Annotated in this window: 14 protein-coding genes and 1 tRNA gene; 5 read left to right on the forward strand and 10 right to left on the reverse strand. The window is 66.1% G+C overall.

Annotated elements, in window-relative coordinates; all coding sequences use genetic code 11:
- Nucleotides 1-13: 13 nt before the first annotated feature.
- Nucleotides 14-592, forward strand: coding sequence for a TMEM165/GDT1 family protein (locus tag ACN4F8_RS08880; RefSeq protein ID WP_419473244.1), 579 nt, complete (start codon nucleotides 14-16; stop codon nucleotides 590-592).
- A 210-nt stretch (nucleotides 593-802) separates the two neighbouring features.
- Nucleotides 803-1,783: a PEP-CTERM sorting domain-containing protein gene (locus ACN4F8_RS08885; protein ID WP_419473245.1), complete on the forward strand. Its 981-nt coding sequence runs from the start codon at nucleotides 803-805 to the stop codon at nucleotides 1,781-1,783.
- Between the two features lie 178 nt (nucleotides 1,784-1,961).
- On the opposite strand, the gene ACN4F8_RS08890 is transcribed toward ACN4F8_RS08885, so the two are convergent.
- Together ACN4F8_RS08890 and ACN4F8_RS08895 are read right to left on the reverse strand one after the other, a co-directional pair.
- Nucleotides 1,962-2,035, reverse strand: a tRNA-Gly gene (locus ACN4F8_RS08890).
- Between the two features lie 13 nt (nucleotides 2,036-2,048).
- On the reverse strand, nucleotides 2,049-3,539 hold the full coding sequence (locus tag ACN4F8_RS08895; protein WP_419473246.1) for an NAD-dependent succinate-semialdehyde dehydrogenase: 1,491 nt from the start codon (nucleotides 3,537-3,539) through the stop codon (nucleotides 2,049-2,051).
- Nucleotides 3,540-3,766: 227 nt separating this feature from the next.
- Here ACN4F8_RS08895 and alaS point away from each other — a divergent pair, with 227 nt between their 5' ends.
- A complete protein-coding gene (alaS, locus tag ACN4F8_RS08900) occupies nucleotides 3,767-6,586 on the forward strand; it encodes an alanine--tRNA ligase (RefSeq protein WP_419473247.1) in 2,820 nt (939 codons plus the stop codon).
- A 110-nt stretch (nucleotides 6,587-6,696) separates the two neighbouring features.
- Here the strand turns inward: alaS and ACN4F8_RS08905 are convergent, their stop codons facing one another.
- The 4 genes from ACN4F8_RS08905 to ACN4F8_RS08920 form a co-directional block, all read right to left on the reverse strand.
- Complete coding sequence (locus ACN4F8_RS08905) at nucleotides 6,697-7,917, reverse strand: CaiB/BaiF CoA transferase family protein (protein ID WP_419473248.1); 1,221 nt, start codon at nucleotides 7,915-7,917, stop codon at nucleotides 6,697-6,699.
- Nucleotides 7,914-8,693, reverse strand: coding sequence for an enoyl-CoA hydratase/isomerase family protein (locus ACN4F8_RS08910; protein ID WP_419473249.1), 780 nt, complete (start codon nucleotides 8,691-8,693; stop codon nucleotides 7,914-7,916). The genes ACN4F8_RS08905 and ACN4F8_RS08910 overlap by 4 nt, the downstream gene beginning before the upstream one ends.
- A gap of 10 nt (nucleotides 8,694-8,703) precedes the next feature.
- Nucleotides 8,704-9,681 (reverse strand): Bug family tripartite tricarboxylate transporter substrate binding protein, encoded by a 978-nt coding sequence (locus ACN4F8_RS08915; protein ID WP_419473250.1) that lies wholly within the window; start codon nucleotides 9,679-9,681, stop codon nucleotides 8,704-8,706.
- Between the two features lie 63 nt (nucleotides 9,682-9,744).
- Complete coding sequence (locus ACN4F8_RS08920) at nucleotides 9,745-10,980, reverse strand: pyridoxal-phosphate-dependent aminotransferase family protein (protein WP_419473251.1); 1,236 nt, start codon at nucleotides 10,978-10,980, stop codon at nucleotides 9,745-9,747.
- Nucleotides 10,981-11,087: 107 nt separating this feature from the next.
- On the opposite strand from ACN4F8_RS08920, the gene ACN4F8_RS08925 reads away from it, so the two are divergent.
- Nucleotides 11,088-11,789: a GntR family transcriptional regulator gene (locus ACN4F8_RS08925; RefSeq protein WP_419473252.1), complete on the forward strand. Its 702-nt coding sequence runs from the start codon at nucleotides 11,088-11,090 to the stop codon at nucleotides 11,787-11,789.
- Complete coding sequence (locus ACN4F8_RS08930; RefSeq protein ID WP_419473253.1) at nucleotides 11,786-14,887, forward strand: FAD-binding and (Fe-S)-binding domain-containing protein; 3,102 nt, start codon at nucleotides 11,786-11,788, stop codon at nucleotides 14,885-14,887. The genes ACN4F8_RS08925 and ACN4F8_RS08930 overlap by 4 nt, the downstream gene beginning before the upstream one ends.
- A 45-nt stretch (nucleotides 14,888-14,932) precedes the next feature.
- Here the strand turns inward: ACN4F8_RS08930 and ACN4F8_RS08935 are convergent, their stop codons facing one another.
- The 4 genes from ACN4F8_RS08935 to ACN4F8_RS08950 form a co-directional block, all read right to left on the reverse strand.
- Nucleotides 14,933-15,892, reverse strand: coding sequence for an RluA family pseudouridine synthase (locus tag ACN4F8_RS08935; protein WP_419473254.1), 960 nt, complete (start codon nucleotides 15,890-15,892; stop codon nucleotides 14,933-14,935).
- A 17-nt stretch (nucleotides 15,893-15,909) separates the two neighbouring features.
- Entirely contained in the window at nucleotides 15,910-16,638 is a 729-nt protein-coding gene (trmB, locus tag ACN4F8_RS08940) for a tRNA (guanosine(46)-N7)-methyltransferase TrmB (protein ID WP_419473255.1), read from the reverse strand.
- Between the two features lie 31 nt (nucleotides 16,639-16,669).
- Nucleotides 16,670-17,554, reverse strand: a complete 885-nt coding sequence (gene gluQRS, locus ACN4F8_RS08945) for a tRNA glutamyl-Q(34) synthetase GluQRS (protein ID WP_419473256.1) — start codon at nucleotides 17,552-17,554, stop codon at nucleotides 16,670-16,672.
- Between the two features lie 45 nt (nucleotides 17,555-17,599).
- On the reverse strand, nucleotides 17,600-18,698 hold a 1,099-nt coding region (locus ACN4F8_RS08950), incomplete at its 5' end, for an NAD(P)/FAD-dependent oxidoreductase (protein WP_419473257.1).

Below are 18,698 nucleotides of genomic sequence, written 5' to 3' on the forward strand. Positions count from 1 at the left end.
CATCAGGATCCACGTGGAAGCATTTCTCCTGTCCACCGGCATCGTTGCACTGGCCGAAATGGGCGACAAGACGCAACTGCTCGCGCTCGTGCTGGCCGCGCGTTTCAAGCGCCCCTGGCCCATCGTGTGGGGCATCCTCGCTGCCACCTTGCTCAACCACGCGCTGGCCGGTCTGGCGGGCGCCTGGATCATGGCCGCCGTGGGGCCGGACGTGATGCGGTGGGTGCTCGGCATCTCTTTCATCGCCATGGCGCTGTGGATGTTGATTCCCGACAAGCTCGACGACGAGAACGCCGTACCGCAACGTCAGATGGGCGTTTTTTTCATCACCACCTGGGCATTTTTCCTGGCCGAGATGGGCGACAAGACCCAGATCGCCACCGTGGCACTGGGCGCGCAGTACGAACCCCTGATCGCCGTGGTGCTGGGCACCACCGCCGGCATGATGCTGGCGAACGCGCCGGTGGTGTTCTTTGGCGATGCGATCACGCGCAAGGTGCCTATCGCCCTGGTGCACCGGGTGGCGGCGGGCATTTTTGCGGTGCTGGGGGTGCTGACGTTGTGGGGCGTGGGGTCTTCGATCGCGGGTTGATCGGATTGCGCCCCTGCAAACTGTCTGATGGCGGCCTTCCTCCGGTTCCAAAGCGTCGGATTTTTTTCCACTTGAAGCCCCTTCGTTGGCTGTCGCCCTGAATCCGCGTTGTTTTTTAAGGTAATTTTTGCGTGGCACGAACTGTGCAACCCTGGGGGGTAGGGCTTGCGTTGCTGGCCTCTGATCCATAACCAGAATTCGAAGCCGATCATGAACACTCGACTCTCCAAAGCTTTTCGGTCTGCTTGTGCTGTCTCTGCGTTGGTGGCAGCCTCCAGTGTTCAGGCCTTGACGCTGCCCACCGTCGTGAGCTGTGGGCCGGGCACTGGAAACCTCCTTTGTTATGAACCGACGCCGGGTGTTCTGATTTACGTCGCGAGCGCGCACGACGATTTCATTTCTTATTCGGTGAATGCGCTGAATCAGCTGGGCACCACGTTCGGCTACACAGCACTTGCCGAGTGGGGCAAGCTCCCCTCGTTTGGCTCGGGCCAGATCGTCAAACTGTTCTCCTTCAACAAATCCAACAACGACAGCTTCCCGGAAGCGACCATCGGTACGGGTGACAACAGCTACACGCCGACGCCGAAGCCCGGCGAAACGTATCCTTCTGCGGACCAAACTCCCAAAGGTGATGGAAATTACCTGGGTGAGTGGCCTTTTGTCGGAAGTGTGACGGTCGGAGAGCTCGAAGCATTTCTGAATGGTTCGCTCCCTGTGTTCACCTTTGACCTCAACAACAACGGTGATACCCCTCTGTCGCTGAACGGTGTGCTGGAAGTTGTGCGCGATGGTGTGGTGGTGGAAGAATTGGCCTTTGACAACATCTTTAACAGCGATTACGACTTGAATTCGTTGGTTGACGTTTTGCCAGAAGTCACCGTGCCTTGGTTTGACCCCAGCAATCCCGCATGCCCAGCTGGTGCCTGCACCATGGTTGTCGACAACAACGTGGGCAGCGGCAAGCCCGACTTCTTTGCCTACGCGCCAGCGTTTGATTTGAGCAAGTATCAGGACAACGACACGCTGTACTTCATGCTGAAGATGGCCGGTCTCAATGCCGGTGGTGAAGAACTGGCGTTGGTCCAGGGCCTCAACGTCTCCAACATTCCGGAACCCGGCGTGCTGGCTCTGCTTGGTTTGGCCTTGGCTGGTTTGGGTGCAACCCGCCGGTACAAAAAGCAAGCTTGAAGAACACGAGGTCTCATCGTGATGAGACCTCAGGGCGTAGATCCGCTCAAAAGCCCCTCATGACGATGGTCTGACGGGGCTTTTGTTTGAGGTCGCCGAGCAGCGACTGCGCCACCTGTAGACAACCATTGAAAAAGCCGTCAGGGCGTTGGCCCTGACGGCTTTATGTTCATTCAACTGGAGCGGGTGAAGGGAATCGAACCCTCGTATGAAGCTTGGGAAGCTGCCGTTCTGCCATTGAACTACACCCGCAGTGCAGGCAAGTTTACTTGAGGATGTCGCCCACGCAGAGGTACTTGATCTCCACGTAGTCGTCCATGCCGTGGTGCGAACCTTCGCGGCCCAGGCCCGACTGCTTCACGCCGCCGAACGGCACGTGTTCGGTGGCGAGGATGCCGACGTTGATGCCGACCATGCCGTATTCGAGCGCTTCGCTCACGCGGAAGATGCGGCCCACGTCGCGGCTGTAGAAGTAGCTGGCGAGACCAAACTCGGTGTTGTTGGCGGCGTCCACGGCCTCTTGCTCGGTGTGGAACTTGAACACCGGCGCAAACGGGCCGAAGGTTTCTTCTCTGGCGCAGAGCATGTCGGCGGTGGCGTCGGCCACCACGGTGGGCTCGAAGAACTGGCCGCTGCCGATGGCCGTCAAGCGCTTGCCACCGGTCATCACGCGCGCGCCCTTGGCCACGGCGTCGTCCACGTGCCGCTGCACCTTCACCAGCGCGGCCTCCTCGATCAGCGGGCCCTGGCTCACGCCGTCGTCGAAGCCGTTGCCGACCTTGGTGGTCTTCACCTTCGCGGCGAACTTCTCCACAAAGCTGTCGTACACGCCAGCCTGCACGTAGATGCGGTTGGAGCACACGCAGGTCTGGCCGGCGTTGCGGTACTTGCTGGCGAACGCACCTTCGACCGCGCTGTCGATGTCGGCGTCGTCGAACACGATGAAGGGCGCGTTGCCGCCGAGTTCGAGCGACATCTTCTTGACCGTGGGCGCGCACTGCGCCATGAGGATGCGGCCCACTTCGGTTGAGCCGGTGAAGCTGATGTGGCGCACCACATCGCTTTTGCACAGCACCTTGCCCACGGCGATGCTGTTGTCGGCGTCGGCACACAGCATGTTGAGCACACCGGCCGGAATGCCGGCGCGGATCGCCAGCTCGGCCGCGGCCAGCGCGGTCAGCGGCGTGAGCTCCGCCGGCTTGATGATCACCGGGCAGCCAGCGGCCAACGCGGGCGCGACCTTGCGCGTGATCATGGCCAGCGGAAAGTTCCAAGGCGTGATGGCCGCGCACACGCCGATGGGCTGCTTGAGCACGATCAGGCGGCGGTTGTTGTCGAAGGTGGGGAGGGTCTCGCCGTTGACGCGCTTGGCCTCTTCGGCAAACCACTCCACGAAGCTCGCGCCGTAAGCGATTTCGCCCTTGGCCTCGGCAAAGGGCTTGCCTTGTTCGGCGGTGAGGATGCGGCCCAGGTCTTCCTGGTTGGCCATGAGCAGATCGAACCACTTGCGCAAAATGATGCTGCGCTCCTTGGCGGTCTTGGCTTTCCACGCGGGCCAGGCGGCGTTGGCCGCGGCTATGGCCGCCTCGGCGTCTTTCGGGCCGAGGTTGGCGACGTCGGCCAGCTTGAGGCCGGTGGCCGGATCGAGCACGTCGAAGCGGCTGCTGCCCGCCAACCACTGGCCATTGATCAGGCCGTCGGTCTTGAGCAGGGTGGGGTCCTTGAGCAGGGCGAGGGGGGAAGTCTTCATGTCCATGGGGAGTCTCCGGTGTTCGGTGCGCGCCAGGGTGGCGGGGCAGCGGGAAAGCATAGTCCTTTGGCCCCCGGCGTGCAGTACCGCTGGCGACCTTGACCCTTGGTCCACCGGGGCTGGAGCGCGACGAAAGCCCGCTTTGAAGCGAGCCGCCCGCCATGTTGGAAAATACGGGGTTTCGCGCGCCCGCGCGGCCGCCGCCTCCCTCGACCGAAAACCACAAGGCCACCATGACCCGCCCCGCCACTGCAGTTGTTTCCGTTGCCGACATCCGCAAGAGCTTCCTGGACTTCTTCGCCTCCAAGGGCCACACCGTGGTCGCCTCCAGCTCGCTGGTGCCGGGCAACGACCCCACGCTCATGTTCACCAACTCGGGCATGGTCCAGTTCAAGGACGTGTTCCTCGGCACCGACAAGCGCCCCTATGTGCGCGCGGCCTCGGTGCAGGCCTGCCTGCGCGCCGGCGGCAAACACAACGACCTGGAAAACGTGGGCTACACCGCGCGCCACCACACCTTTTTCGAGATGCTGGGCAACTGGTCGTTTGGCGACTATTTCAAGCGCGAATCGCTCAAGTGGGCGTGGGAGCTGCTGACCGAGGTTTACAAATTGCCCAAGGAGCGCCTGCTGGCCACGGTGTACGAAGAGGACGACGAGGCCTACGACATCTGGACCCAAGAGATCGGCCTGCCGCCCGAGCGCGTGATCCGCATCGGCGACAACAAGGGCGGGCGCTACAAGAGCGACAACTTCTGGATGATGGCCGACACCGGCCCCTGCGGCCCGTGCTCCGAGATCTTCTACGACCACGGCGACCACATCGCCGGCGGCCCCCCGGGCAGCCCCGATGAAGACGGCGACCGCTTCATCGAGATCTGGAACAACGTGTTCATGCAGTTCAACATGGCCGAGGACGGCTCGGTCACACCGCTGCCCGCACCCTGCGTGGACACCGGCATGGGCCTGGAGCGCCTGGCCGCGATCCTGCAGCACGTGCACAGCAACTACGAGATCGACATCTTTGATGCTCTGATCAAGGCCGCAGGCCGCGAGACCGGCACGGCCGACCTGAGCAATCCGTCTCTCAAGGTGATCGCCGACCACATCCGCGCCACATCCTTCCTCATCAGCGACGGCGTGATCCCGAGCAACGAAGGCCGGGGGTATGTGCAGCGCCGCATCGTGCGCCGCGCCATCCGCCACGGCTACAAGCTGGGCCAGAAGACGCCTTTCTTTCACAAGATGGTGCCCGACCTGGTGCGCATGATGGGCGAGGCGTATCCGAATCTGGCGAGCCAGGCACAGCGCATCACCGAGGTGTTGCGGGTGGAGGAAGAGCGGTTTTACTCAACGCTTGCGAATGGCATGGAGATTCTTGATCAAGCGCTCGACTTCGCATTTGTGGCTCGATGGGCAGAGGCGAGGAACGGTAAGTGCACTTCGATGACTGATTCAGGTGTTGACGACTTCCAGTTCAATATCACCACGGCCGATGGCTCAGGAATTCAGCTCGTTTTGATCAACGAAGGAGATGAGCCCAAGAAGATTCGCGCTAGCGAGATGGCTGTTGTGCGAGATTGGCGAGGCTTGACGCTCGCTGGAGACGTCGCCTTCAAACTGCACGACACCTACGGTTTCCCGCTCGACCTCACCAACGACGTCTGCCGCGAGCGCAACGTGACGGTAGACGAGGCCGGCTTCAATGCCGCGATGGAGCGCCAGAAAGCGCAGGCGCGCGCAGCCGGCAAGTTCAAGATGGACAAGGCGCTGGACTACACCGGTGCCGGCAACACCTTCGTGGGTTACGACGAGCTCGACGCCACCGGCAAGATCGTGGCGCTGTACCTGGACGGCACGTCGGTTGCCACGCTCAAGGCCGGGCAGAGTGGCGTGGTCGTGCTCGACAGCACGCCGTTTTACGCCGAGAGCGGCGGCCAGGTGGGCGACGAGGGTGTGATCACCAGCGGCTCGGCGCGCTTCGACGTGGCCGACACGCAGAAGATCAAGGCCGACGTGTTCGGCCACCACGGCGCGGTGGTGCAGGGCACCATCAGCGTGGGCGACAGCGTGGCGGCGCAGGTGAACACCGCGGTGCGCGCCGCCACCGTGCGCAACCACAGCGCCACCCACCTGATGCACAAGGCCCTGCGTGAGGTGCTGGGCGATCACGTGCAGCAGAAGGGCTCGCTGGTGAACGCCGAGCGCACACGCTTCGACTTCGCGCACAACGCGCCGGTGACCGACGCGCAGATTCGAAAAATCGAGGCGCTGGTGAACGAAGAAGTGCTGGCCAACGCTGCGACGCAGGCGCGCCTGATGGACATCGAGTCCGCGCAGAAGACCGGCGCCATGATGCTGTTTGGCGAGAAGTACGGCGAGACCGTGCGCGTGCTCGACATCGGCAGCAGCCGCGAACTCTGCGGCGGCACACACGTGCAGCGCACCGGCGACATCGGCCTCTTCAAGGTGGTGGGCGAGAGCGGCGTGGCTGCGGGCGTGCGCCGCATCGAGGCCATCACCGGCGCCAATGCGCTGAGCTATTTGCAGTCGCTCGAAGACACCGTGGCGCAGGCGGCGGGCGCGCTCAAGGCGCCCACGGCCGAGCTCACGAACCGCATCGGCCAGACGCTGGAGCAGGTGAAGGCGCTGGAGAAGGAAGTTGCCGCGCTCAAGGGCAAGCTGGCTTCCAGCCAGGGCGACGATCTGATGCTGCAGGCGGTGGACGTCAAGGGCATCAAGGTGCTGGCGGCCGTGCTCAATGGCGCCGACGCCAAGACCCTGCGCGACACGCTCGACAAGCTGAAAGACAAGCTCAAGACCGCCGCCATCGTGCTGGCCGCCGTGGATGGCAACAAGGTGCAATTGGCCGCAGGCGTCACCGCCGACAGCACCGGCAAGGTGAAGGCCGGCGAGCTGGTGAACTTCGTGGCCCAGCAGGTGGGCGGCAAGGGCGGCGGCAAGGCCGACATGGCCATGGCCGGCGGCACCGACGCCTCGGGCCTGGAGGCTGCGCTCAAGTCGGTGCAGGCCTGGGTGGCCGAGCGGGCCTGAGCCCACCCACCCCCGTTCGCCCTGAGCTTGTCGAAGGGCTGGCCAGCACCTGGGCAGGGCTTTCGACAGGCTCAGCCTGAACGGGGATTTTGCTCAGCCCGAAGGGGCGCTCAGCCCGAACGGGAGGAGGGCTCGCTCACCACGCCCTCGGCCACGAGGGCGTCGATCTCCGCTTCCGGCAGATCAAATTCGCGCAGCACCTCGCGCGTGTGCTGACCCAGCAGCGGCGCGGGCGTGCTGCTGCGGTCGGGTGAGGCCGAGAAGTGGATGGGGCAGCCGATGGCCCGCGTGGCGCCGGCCTGGGGGTGGTTCACCTCCACCACCATGCCGCGCGCCACGGTCTGTGGATGGCTCAGCGCTTCGCCGATGGTGTGCACCGGGCCCGCCGGCACGCCAGCTGCGTCGAACGCGGCTTGCCAGTCGGCGCGGGTGCGCGTGCGCACCACCGCGTTCATCAGGTCCACCAGCACACCCAGGTGCGCCATGCGGTCGCTGTTGGTGGCGAAGCGCGGGTCGCTGCGCCACTCGGGGTGGCCCAGCACATCGCAGATGCGTTCCCAGTTGGTCTGGTTGGCGCCGCCGATGTTGATCCAGCCGTCGCTGGCTTCAAACGCCTGGTAAGGCGCGGTGAGGATGTGGGCCGAGCCGGTGGGTTCGGGCGAACGTTGCGTGGCGAACCACACCGCCGCGTGCCAGTAGGTCTGCTGCAGGGCCGCGTCGCTCAGCGACGTGTCCACCACCTGGCCTTCGCCGGTCTTGAGCTTGTGGATGTAGGCCGCGAGGATGCCGAGCGCGGCGAGGATGCCGGCGTTCATGTCCGACACCGCGTTGCCGCTCTTGGCCGGCGGGCGGCCCGCTTCGCCGGTGATGGACATCAGGCCCGCGAAGCCCTGCGCGATCAGGTCGAAGCCGCCCTTGTCGGCGTAGGGCCCGGTGCGGCCGTAGCCGGTGATGGCGCAGTAGATGAGGCCCGGGTTCTCCGCCTTCAGCGCTTCATAGCCCAGGCCCAGCTTGTCCATGGTGCCGCCGCGAAAGTTTTCCACCAGCACGTCGGCGTTCTTCACCATCTTCAAGAGCAGCGCGCGGCCCTTGGGGCTTTTGAGGTTGAGGGCCAGGCCGCGCTTGTTGCGGTTCATCATCATGAACGGGGCCGAGACGCCACCCACCTGCGGGTCGCGGTAGCCGCGCGCATCGTCGCCGCCCTCCAGCTTCTCGATCTTGATCACGTCGGCACCCATGTCGGCCAGCAGCAGGCCGCAGGTGGGGCCCGACATGATCTGGGTGACTTCGAGCACGCGCAGGCCCGCGAGCGGGCCGGTTGGTTTGTTCACTGGCCGCTCCAGACAGGGGGTCGTTTGGCCACGAAGGCGGCCACGCCTTCGTGGAAGTCTTGGCTGCCGTAGGCCGCGCGGATCAGGTCTTCAGATTCGGCCAGATCGTGTGTGGCCAGCCGCTCAAGCGCAGCTTTGCTCACGCGCTGCGTCACCGGGGCGAGCGCAGCGAGCCGCTGCACCAGCGAGGAGGTCACCGGGTCGATGGTCTCGGGCGACTCCACCGCATGCAGGAAGCCGCAAGCCAGCGCTTCGTCGGCACCGATGAACTCGGCCAGCAGCAGCATGCGTTTCACACGCTGTTGGCCGAAGGCTGCGCGCAGCCGCGCCACGTTGGCAATGGCCAGGCAGTTGCCCAGTGTCTTGGCGATCGGCACGCCGAATTTCGCGCTGGGTGTGGCCAGGCGGAAGTCGCACGCGGTGGCAATCGCGAGGCCACCGCCCACGCACCAGCCCTCGACCACGGCCACGGTGGGCATGGGCAGGTTGCACAACAGCTCGATGCCGGCTTCGATCTGGCGCTCGTAGGCCACACCGTCTTCGCCACTCTGGAAGGCGGCGAACTGCTCGATGTCGGTGCCGGCCACGAAGGCCTGCCCACCGGCACCGCGGAACACCGCCACCCGCACGCTGCGGTCAGCACTCAACTCGCGGTTGATGGCCGCGAGCTGTTCGTACATGGCCCAGGTCATCGCGTTGCGCGCCTGGGGTCGGTCAAACAGCACCGAGGCCACGCCGGCCTCGATCTGCAGGCGCACCTGGCCTTGGTCGGTCATGCGCTGTGGCTCAACTGTCAATGGTGACTTTGGCGTCCTTGATCACCTTGGACCACTTCACCTGCTCGGTGCGGATGAAGTCGGCAAACTGCTGGGCCGAACCGCCGCCGTCTTCGGCACCGTAGAGGTCCAGCTTTTCCTTCACGTCGGGCATGGCGAGCACCTTGTTGATGTCTTCGTTCATGCGCTGCGCAATGGCGGGCGGCATCTTGCCCGGGCCCACCAGGCCGTACCAGGTGGTGGCCTCGAAGCCGGGGAAGCCGGACTCGGCCATGGTCGGCACGGTCGGGTGGCCCGAGGCGCGTTTGGCGCGGGTCTGCGCAATCGCGCGCACCTTGCCGCTTTTGACGTGCGGGGTGGCGGCCGTCATGGTGTCGAACGAATAGCCGATCTGTCCGCCCATCAGGTCGGTCAACATCGGGCCGGAGCCTTTGTACGGAATGTGCAGCGCAAACACACCGGCGGCGAGCTTGAACGACTCCAGTGCCAGGTGTTGCGCAGAGCCCTGGCCGGCCGAGCCGAAGGTGACCTTGCCGGGGTTGGCCTTGCACTGGGCCACGAGATCGGCCACGGTTTTGGCGGGCTGGTCGTTGTTGCAGATCAGCAGGTTGGGTGTGACACCCACCAGCGTGAGCGGCGTGAAGTCGCGGTCCACCACATAGCCGAGCTTGGGCATCAGGCCTGGCGCCAGGGCGTGGCTGTTGATGTGGGCCATGAGCAGCGTGTTGCCGTCGGGCGGGGCCTTGGACACCAGATCGGCGGCGATCACGCCCGAGGCACCGGCCCGGTTCTCCACCACCACCGTGAGGTTCCACATGGCTTGCAGCTTCTGGCCCACCAGGCGCGCCAGTGCGTCGGTGCCGCCGCCGGGTGCGAAACCCACGACGATGCGCACCGGGCCGTTGGGCAGGGTCTGGGCTCTGAGCATGGGCGCTGCCAGGGTGGCTGCGGTGGCCGCCGTGGCGGTGACGAAGGTTCTGCGTTGCATGGTGTCTCCTGGGGTCTTGTGGGTGGTGAAGCGCGTGGGGAAAGGGTCGGAACAGTGATCGGGTCAGGCAGCCTTGCGCAGCGGCACGGCGGCGGGGTGGCTGGCGTAGTAGTCCATGAGGGTCTGCACACCCGAGCCGGCGAGCTTCACGCCCGCGAGCTTCAAGCCCATTTCGCAGCCGGCCACGGCTGCTATCAGCGTGAGGTCGTTGGTGTCGCCCAGGTGGCCGATGCGGAACATGCGGCCCTTGATCTTGCCGAGGCCCGTGCCCAGCGAGCAGTCGAAGCGTTCGTAAATGATCTTGCGCACCGCGTCGGCGTCCACGCCCTCGGGCGTCATCACACCGGTGAGGATGGGCGAGTGCACACCGTTCTCCGCGCACTGGATCGGCAGGCCCCAGGTCGTTACTGCCGCGCGCACGCCGTCGGCCCAGCGCTGGTGGCGCGCGAACACCACGTCCAGCCCCTGGCCCAGGATCATGTCGGCCGCTTCGCTCAGCGCGTAGAGCAGGTTGGTGTTGGGGGTCGACGGCCAGTAGCCGGTCTTGTTCATCTCGATGATCTCGTCCCAGGCCCAGAAGGCCTTGGGCAGCTTGGCGGTCTTGCTGGCCTCGATGGCCTTGGGCGAGAGTGCGTTGAAGCTGATGCCGGGCGGCAGCATCAGGCCCTTTTGTGAACCGCTGATGGAAACGTCCACACCCCATTCGTCGTGGCGGTAGTCGGCGCTGGCCAGGCCCGAGATGGTGTCCACCAGCAGCAGGGCGGGGTGTTTGGCGGCGTCGATGGCCTTGCGCACGGCGGCGATGTCGCTGGTCACACCGGTGGAGGTTTCGTTGTGCACCACGCACACCGCCTTGATGCTGTGCGCCGTATCGGCCTTCAGGCGCTCTTCGATCAGGTGCGCCTGCACGCCGTGGCGCCAGCTCGCGGGCACGCCGTTGTCGGTGCCGCTCAGTGCCACCACCTCGGCTTTGAGGCCCAGGCGCGTGGCCAGCTTGTTCCACAGAAAGGCGAAGTGCCCGGTTTCGTACATCAGCACGTGGTCGCCCGGGCTCAGGGTGTTGGCCAGCGCAGCCTCCCAGGCGCCGGTGCCCGAGGCCGGGTAGATCATCACCGGGTGTTGGGTCTGGAAAATCTTCTGCATGTCGGCCAGCACCTTCAGACCCAGCACGGCGAACTCGGGGCCGCGGTGGTCGATGGTGGGCAGGCTCATGGCGCGCAGCACGCGGTCGGGCACGGGCGAGGGGCCCGGAATCTGCAAAAAGTGGCGGCCGGTGGGGTGGAAGTCGGTGGTCAGCATGGCAGTTTGTGGTTGGATGACAGACGCATTTTTTGCATACAAATTGAATCTGTCAACCGTATACGCCCTAAAATGCGCAAAAACAGCCCAACTTTTGAATACAAAACATGACGGCACAGATTTTCACCATGCCTCCTGCCGCCTTGCACGAGCAGGCCACCCACCGCCTGCGCCAGATGCTGGTCGAGGGCCAGATCGCCCCGGGCGCCAAGCTCAATGAGCGTGAGTTGTGCGAACAACTCAAGGTGTCTCGGACCCCGCTGCGCGAAGCCATCAAGACCCTGGCCGCCGAGGGCCTGGTGGAGCTGGTGCCCAACCGCGGCGCGGTGGCGGTGCAGCTCAGCGAGGCCGACGTGCACAACACCTTTGAAGTGATGGCCGGGCTGGAAGCGGCCTCGGGCCAACTCGCTGCGCAGCGCGTGACCGATGCCGAGCTGGCCGAGATCAAGGCCCTGCACTACGAAATGCTGGCCGCCTACACGCGCGGCGATCTCTCGGCCTACTACCCGCTCAACGCCGCGATCCACCGCGCCATCAACGCCGCCGCGCGCAACCCGGTGCTCACCAGCACCTACAACCAGGTCAACGCGCGCCTGCAGGCGCTGCGTTTTCGCTCCAACCAGGACGGCGAGAAGTGGAGCCGCGCGGTGAAGGAGCACGAAGCCATGATCCAGGCGCTGGAAGCCCGCGACCCGGTGGCGCTGGCCAGCGTGCTCACCACCCACCTCAACAACAAGCGCGACGTGGTCATCGAGCAATTGCGCTCGATGGAAGTGCAAACCATGCAGCAGCAGGGAGCCAAAGAATGAACGCACCCTTGCCTCTGGCGGTGACACGAGAGACCCCCGACGCGGCGTACGAACGCGTGGCCAATATCGGCAACGAAGTGGCTGGCCAGCTGGCACGCCGCTTGACGCAGGAGACGCAGGGCGAGGTGCTGTTCAGCCCCGCCGACCGCGGCCGCTACGCCACCGACGCCTCGATCTACCAGCAGATGCCGGTGGGCGTGTTCGTGCCGCAAGGCGCGGACGACGTGCGCCTGGCGCTCGACATCTGCCGTGATCTGGCCGTGCCCATCGTGCCGCGCGGTGGCGGCACCAGCCAGTGTGGCCAGACCGTGGGCGCGGGCCTGGTGATCGACCACACGAAACACATGCGCCGCGTGCTCGACCTGGATGTGGCAGGGCGCACCGCCACGGTGGAGCCGGGTCTCGTGCTCGACCACCTCAACGCACAGCTCAAACCCCACGGCCTGTGGTACCCGGTGGACGTGTCCACCAGCGCGCAGGCCACGCTGGGCGGCATGGCCGGCAACAACTCGTGCGGCAGCCGCTCGGTGGCCTACGGCAACATGGTGCACAACGTGTTGGGCGCACAGGCCTGGCTGGCGGACGGCAGCCTGGTCGACTTTGGCGACCACGCCACCGCCAGCCCGCAAGCCAGAGCCATCGGCGATTTCGTGCGCGATCTGGCCATGGAGCATGCTGATGAGATCGACGCGCGCTGGCCCAAGGTGCTGCGCCGCGTGGCCGGCTACAACCTCGACATCTTCCGCAACCAGAACGAGAAGCCGTACACACACGACGGCTCGGTGAACCTGTCGCACCTGCTCATTGGCAGCGAAGGCACGCTGGCGCTCACGCGTTCGCTCAAGCTGCAGTTGCGCGAGCTGCCGCGCGCCAAGGTGCTGGGCGTGGTGAACTTCCCCACCTTCTTCCAGGCGATGGACAGCGCGCAGCACATCGTCAAGCTCGGCGAGGGCATGGCCGTGGGCCAGCTCACCGCGGTGGAGCTGGTCGACCGCACCATGATCGAGCTGTCGCTGCAGAACCCGGCGTTCGCGCCCACCATCCGCACCGCGCTCTCGCCGCACATCAACGGCGGCAAGCCCGCGGCTGTGCTGCTGGTGGAGTTCAGCGGCCCGAGCAAGGCCGACATCGCGCACAAGATCCGCGAACTGGTGGAGCTCATGGGCGACCTGGGCCTGCCCGGCAGCGTGGTGGAGATGATCGATGACGCGCCGCAGAAGAACCTGTGGGAGGTGCGCAAGGCGGGTCTGAACATCATGATGAGCCTGCGCGGCGACGGCAAACCCGTGAGCTTCATCGAAGACTGCGCTGTGCCGCTGGTGCACCTGGCCGAATACACCGACGCGCTCACCGAGGTGTTCCACAAACACGGCAGCCGCGGCACTTGGTACGCCCATGCGTCGGTGGGCACGCTGCATGTGCGCCCCATCCTCGACATGCGCCGGGGTGGCGCCGCCAAGATGCGCCAGATCGCCGAAGAGGCCAGCGAACTCGTGCGCAAGTACAAGGGCGCCTACAGCGGCGAACACGGCGACGGCCTGTGCCGCGGCGAGTGGATCGAATGGCAGTTCGGCCCGCGCATCAACGATGCGTTCGCCCGCATCAAGCAACACCTCGACCCCACCGGGCTGCTCTCGCCCAAGCGCATCGTGAACCCGCCGAAGATGGACGACACGCGGCTCATGCGCTTTTCGCCCAGCTACAAGGTGGTGCCCATCACGCCCGTGCTCGACTGGAGCGCGTGGGACGTCAAAGCCGACCCGGTGACCGAGGTGACCACCGCACCCGGCACCGGCGAAGACCCGGCGCGGGGTCTCGCCAAGGCGGTGGAGATGTGCAACAACAACGGTCACTGCCGCAAGTTCGACGCCGGCACCATGTGCCCGAGCTACCGCGTGACGCGCGACGAACAGCACCTCACGCGCGGCCGCGCCAACACCTTGCGTCTCGCGCTCAGCGGGCAGATCCCGGGCCTGGCGGGCAGCGACGCGCTCACCAGCGAGGTGGTGCGCGAAGCCATGGACCTCTGCGTGGGCTGCAAGGGCTGCAAGCGAGACTGCCCCACCGGCGTGGACATGGCGAAGATGAAGGTCGAGTTCCTGCAGCACTACAAGGCGAAACACGGCCACACATTGAAAGACCGGCTGGTCGCGCAACTGCCCGACTACGCGGCCTGGGCCGCTCGCCTGGCGCCGGTGCTCAACCTGCGCAACCGTGTGCCGCTGCTGGCCTCGCTGTCTGAAAAATGGCTGGGCCTCGCAGCCAAACGCAGCCTGCCCGAGTGGCACACGCAGCATTTTTTCAACGCACCTGTGAAAACGGCCACGCGCGACGAAGTGCTGGCCGCCGAACGCGGTGTGGTGCTGTTCGTCGACACCTTCAACGGTTATTTCGAATCGGAGAACGCGCACGCGGCGGTCCAGGTTTTGCAAGCAGCGGGTTGCACCGTGCACGTGGCCACCAAGGCGCAGGACGACGGCAAACACCTGTGCTGCGGCCGCACGTATCTGGCCAGCGGCATGGTGGAGCAGGCCAAGGAGAAAGCGCGCGAAGTGGTACAGAGCCTGCTGCCCTTTGCACACAAGGGCATCGCCATCGTGGGCCTGGAGCCTTCGTGCCTGCTCACGCTGCGCGACGAGATGCTGGTGATGGGCCTGGGCTCGGCGCCGCAACAAATTGCCGAACACGCGTTGCTGTTTGAAGAATTTTTGGCGCGCGAAGCCAAGGCCGGGCGGCTGGACGGCTTGAAGGCCCGGCTCAAGGCGGTGGACAAACCGGTGCTGCTGCACGGCCACTGCCACCAGAAGGCGTTCGACGCGGTCTCACCCATCCTGGAGGTGCTGCGCTGGATTCCGGGCGCCAAGCCGCAGCTGATCGAGAGCAGTTGCTGCGGCATGGCCGGCAGCTTCGGTTATGAAGCTTCGCACCATGAGGTGTCGATGCAGATGGCCGAACTCAGCCTGCTGCCGGCGGTGCGCGCCGCGCCCGATGCCATTGTGGTGGCCGACGGCACCAGCTGCCGTCACCAGATTGCCGATGGCGCACAGCGCGAGGCGGTGCATGTGAGCCGCTTGCTGGCGGGTCTGCTGGCGGACTGAAGGAACCGGCGAACCGTGCTCACTTTCGCTGCGAGAGCCAGCGCATCAGTCTTTTTCGCGGATCGGCTGTTGCAACTTCAGAGGCCAGTCCAAGGGCAGTCCACTGCGAAACAGGCGCGACGCTCCCGTCACCGGATCGGTGAACGCAATGCCGCGCGCCAGCAGCCGCAAAGGTTCGGCAAAGTCTTCGCCTTCATCGGGCCCGCGCAGCACCTGCGGGTAGAACTGATCGCCTGCGATGGGGGCGCCCAGCGCGTTCATGTGCACACGCAGCTGGTGGCGTTTGCCGGTCACGGGTGAAAGCGTGTAGCGCGCCCAGGCACCGCGTACTTCGGTGCATTCGATCCGCGTTTCGCTGTTGGGCTCGCCGTCGGCCTCGACCATGCGAAAGAAGCGTTCGCTGTCTTCTTCGATGCGGCTGCGCCTGGTGAGCGGGAAGGTGAGCGCCGGGCGGTGGGGGGCGATGGCCTCGTAGGTCTTGTGCACCGCGCGGTCGCGAAACAGGGCCTGGTACGCATTGCGGTCTTGCGGGCGCACGCTGAACAGCACGAGCCCAGCCGTCTCGCGATCAATGCGGTGGATGGGGCTGAGCGTGTCGATGCCGGTGCGGCGTTTCAGGCGCACCAGCAGGCTTTGCTGCACGTAGCGCCCGCCGGGCGTGACCGGCAAAAAATGCGGTTTGTCGGCCACCAGCAGGTGGCCGTCCTGGAACAGCACCGTCTCTTCAAACGGAATGAGGGGCTCGTCGTCCAGATGGCGGTAGTAGTGGATGCGTGCGCCGGGCTGAAAAGGTGCGCCGGGCGGGAGTGGCTGGCCGGTGTCGTCGAGCACCTCGCCGCTGGCCAGCCGCTGGCCCCAGGTCGCGCGGTCCACCACGTTCAGGCGCTCGGCCAGAAAGTCCAGCAGCAGCGGCCAGGGAGCGCTCCTGGCGTGGGGCAGCGCCACGCAACTGGCGGACACGCCGTGGCGTGCGGGGATGTGTGGACTCTTCGGCGGGCGTGCCACGCAGGGTTGCCTGGGTGTCAGATCCGGCGGAACACCAGGTCCCACACACCGTGGCCGAGCTTCAAGCCCCGGTTTTCGAACTTGGTGAGTGGCCGGTAGGCGGGCTGGGGCACGAAGCCGTTGCCACCGGACTCGGCGGTGTTCTGCAGCAGTGGTTCTGCGCTCAGCACCTCCAGCATCTGGTGGGCGTAGGGCTCCCAGTCGGTGGCCAGGTGCAGATAGCCGCCAGGCTTGAGGTGGCGCGCGAGCCGGTTCGCGAACGCCGGCTGGATCAGGCGGCGTTTGTGGTGGCGGCTCTTGTGCCAGGGGTCGGGAAAGAAGATGTGCACGCCGTCCAGGCTCGACTCGCCGAGCATGTGGTCCAGCACCTCCACCGCGTCGTGGCGCAGGATGCGGATGTTGTCCAGGTTCTGCTCGCCCGCCAGCTTGAGCAGCGCGCCCACACCGGGCTCGTGCACCTCACAGCACAGAAAGTTGTCTTCGGGCCGCACGGCGGCGATGTGCGCGGTGGCGCCACCCATGCCGAAGCCGATCTCCATGATCAGCGGCGCGGTGCGGCCGAAGGCCGCGGTGGCGTCGAAGGGGCCGGGCACGTAGTTCAACAGGAAGCGTGGACCGTGCTCTTCATAAGCGCGGGCTTGCCCAGGCCCCATGCGACCGGCGCGCAGCACATAACTCTTCACCTCGCGCAGGTAGGGCGCGTCGCTGGCAGGGGGGCGCGGGTGCGCGTGGCGGGGGTCGGTCATGGTGGCGATGGGTGCGGCAAAGGCGTGGATTCTAGGCCGGCCAGGCGCTGGCCCACACCGTGGTCCAGGCGGTAAGGGCCTGCGACACGCTGCCGGTGTGGGGCGGCAGGCCCAGGGATCGAGCCGCGGCGTTGAGCGCGCGCAGCGGATCGCCCAGGTCCAGCGCCTCGGCGCCGTTTTGTTTGCTGAGCTTTTCGCCGTTGGCGCCCAGCACCAGCGGGGTGTGCATGTAGCTGGGTGTTGGAAGGGTGAGCGCGCGCTGCAGAAGGATCTGGCGCGCTGTGTTGTCGGCCAGGTCTTCACCGCGCACCACGTGGGAGATGCCTTGTGCGGCATCGTCCACCGCCATGGCGAGCTGGTAGGCCCAGAGGCCGTCGGCGCGTTTCAGGATGAAGTCGCCGACTTCGGTGGCGACGTTCTGGGTTTGGGGTCCGAGACGGCGGTCTGTCCAGGCCACCTCGGCTGTGCCGGGAATCCAGAAGCGCCAGGCGCGCGCGGGCTTGCCTTGCAGACCGCCGTGCTCGGGCCGGCAGGTGCCGGGGTACACGGCGATGTGGTGGCGCTCGCGGCTGGCGCCTTGAGCGCGCAGGGCTGCTTCGATGTCCTTGCGCGAGCAGCCGCAGGGGTAGGCGTGGCCTTGTTCGATGAGTTGGTTCAGTGCCTGCTGGTACCGATCACTGCGCTGCGATTGCCAGACCACGGGCTCGTCGCTATCCAGGCCACAGGCGGCGAGTTGTTGCAGGATGAGTTGGTCGGCCCCGTGCACGCAGCGCGGCATGTCCACGTCTTCGATGCGCACGAGCCAGATGCCGCCGTGGGCGCGGGCGTCGAGCCAGCTGGCCAGCGCCGCAACGAGCGAGCCCGCGTGCAGCGGACCGGTGGGGGAGGGGGCGAAGCGGCCCTTGTAGACGGCCATCTGGGCGGGGGCTTCGACAAGCTCAGCCCGAACGGGTACTTTGGTTCAGGCGAGCTCGAGCGCCATCTCCAGGCCGGAGACAAACGCGTCTTCGACCCGGTGGCCCAGGCACCAGTCGCCGCAGGCGCCGATGCCCAGCGCCTTGTCGAACAGGTGGCTCTTGCCCAGCGGGGTTTGCGTCTGGGCAAATCGCCAGCGGTGCGCCACCGCAAAGGTGGGCGTGGCGCGGATGCCGGTGATCTCGGCAAAGCCCTTGAGCAGTTTGGCCTTCACGCGCTCGGCGTCGTCTTCGAGGTGTTTGGTGGACCACGCGGGGCTGGCCTGGATGGTCCAGCGTTCGATCGGGTCGCGGCCGGGTTTGCTCGACTCGCGCGCCAGCCAGCTGATGCGGTGGTGGGTGCTGCGCGCGGCGTTCCACTGCGGGCCCAGGTGGGGCAGGCCGGGCTGCATGGCCTGTGGGTAGGCGACCATCAGCGTCCAGCAGGGCGCCACGTGCACGGGTGCCAGCGCCTGGCGCAGTTCGGGTGCGAGACCCGAGGCGCGCAGCAGGTCGTGCACCTGCGGGTGCGGCATGGCCAGCACCACGCGGTCGAAACCGCCCAGCACCTGCAGGCCGCCAGCGCTGTCTTCGGTTCGCAGTTGCCATTGTTCGGCGTGCAGCGCATCGCGCTCGATCTGGGTCACGCGGGTGTCGAGCATGGTGTTGGCCGCCAGCGGCTGGCCCCACAGGCCCACCAGCGCGTTCATGCCGGGCGAGGCCACGAAATGCGGCTCGGTGGGGGGTGGTGCGCTGGCCAGGACATGGCCGAACTCGTCGAGCACGCGCACGGTGCTGGCGCTCCAGGGGCGCACGACCGAGGTGGCGTTGCTGCGCAGCGCGGTCTCGAAGCGAGCGTCGCGCACGGTGAAGTACTGCGAACCGTGGTCGAAACCACCGAACTCGGTGCGCCGGGTCGACATGCGACCGCCCAGGCCCCGGCTTTTCTCAAGCACAGTGACGCGGTGACCGGCTTGCACCAGTGTGCGCGCGCACACCACACCCGCCATGCCGGCCCCCACCACGGCGACGTGCAGACCCGCCGACTTGGTGGTCCTGGCTTGGGGTGCGGAAGCTTTGGCGGCGCGGGTCTTGGGGGATGTGGTC

This window comes from Hydrogenophaga sp. (genome assembly GCF_048549895.1).
Taxonomy (GTDB): Bacteria; Pseudomonadota; Gammaproteobacteria; order Burkholderiales; family Burkholderiaceae_C; genus Hydrogenophaga.

Coding starts and splice junctions, on each gene's coding strand:
- ACN4F8_RS08930 (WP_419473253.1), top strand. CDS start 11,786: ATGAACGCACCCTTGCCTCTGGCGGTGACACGAGAGACCCCCGACGCG.
- ACN4F8_RS08910 (WP_419473249.1), bottom strand. CDS start 8,693: ATGACCGACCAAGGCCAGGTGCGCCTGCAGATCGAGGCCGGCGTGGCC.
- gluQRS (WP_419473256.1), bottom strand. CDS start 17,554: ATGGCCGTCTACAAGGGCCGCTTCGCCCCCTCCCCCACCGGTCCGCTG.
- ACN4F8_RS08915 (WP_419473250.1), bottom strand. CDS start 9,681: ATGCAACGCAGAACCTTCGTCACCGCCACGGCGGCCACCGCAGCCACC.
- ACN4F8_RS08925 (WP_419473252.1), top strand. CDS start 11,088: ATGACGGCACAGATTTTCACCATGCCTCCTGCCGCCTTGCACGAGCAG.
- ACN4F8_RS08920 (WP_419473251.1), bottom strand. CDS start 10,980: ATGCTGACCACCGACTTCCACCCCACCGGCCGCCACTTTTTGCAGATT.
- alaS (WP_419473247.1), top strand. CDS start 3,767: ATGACCCGCCCCGCCACTGCAGTTGTTTCCGTTGCCGACATCCGCAAG.
- ACN4F8_RS08895 (WP_419473246.1), bottom strand. CDS start 3,539: ATGGACATGAAGACTTCCCCCCTCGCCCTGCTCAAGGACCCCACCCTG.
- trmB (WP_419473255.1), bottom strand. CDS start 16,638: ATGACCGACCCCCGCCACGCGCACCCGCGCCCCCCTGCCAGCGACGCG.
- ACN4F8_RS08885 (WP_419473245.1), top strand. CDS start 803: ATGAACACTCGACTCTCCAAAGCTTTTCGGTCTGCTTGTGCTGTCTCT.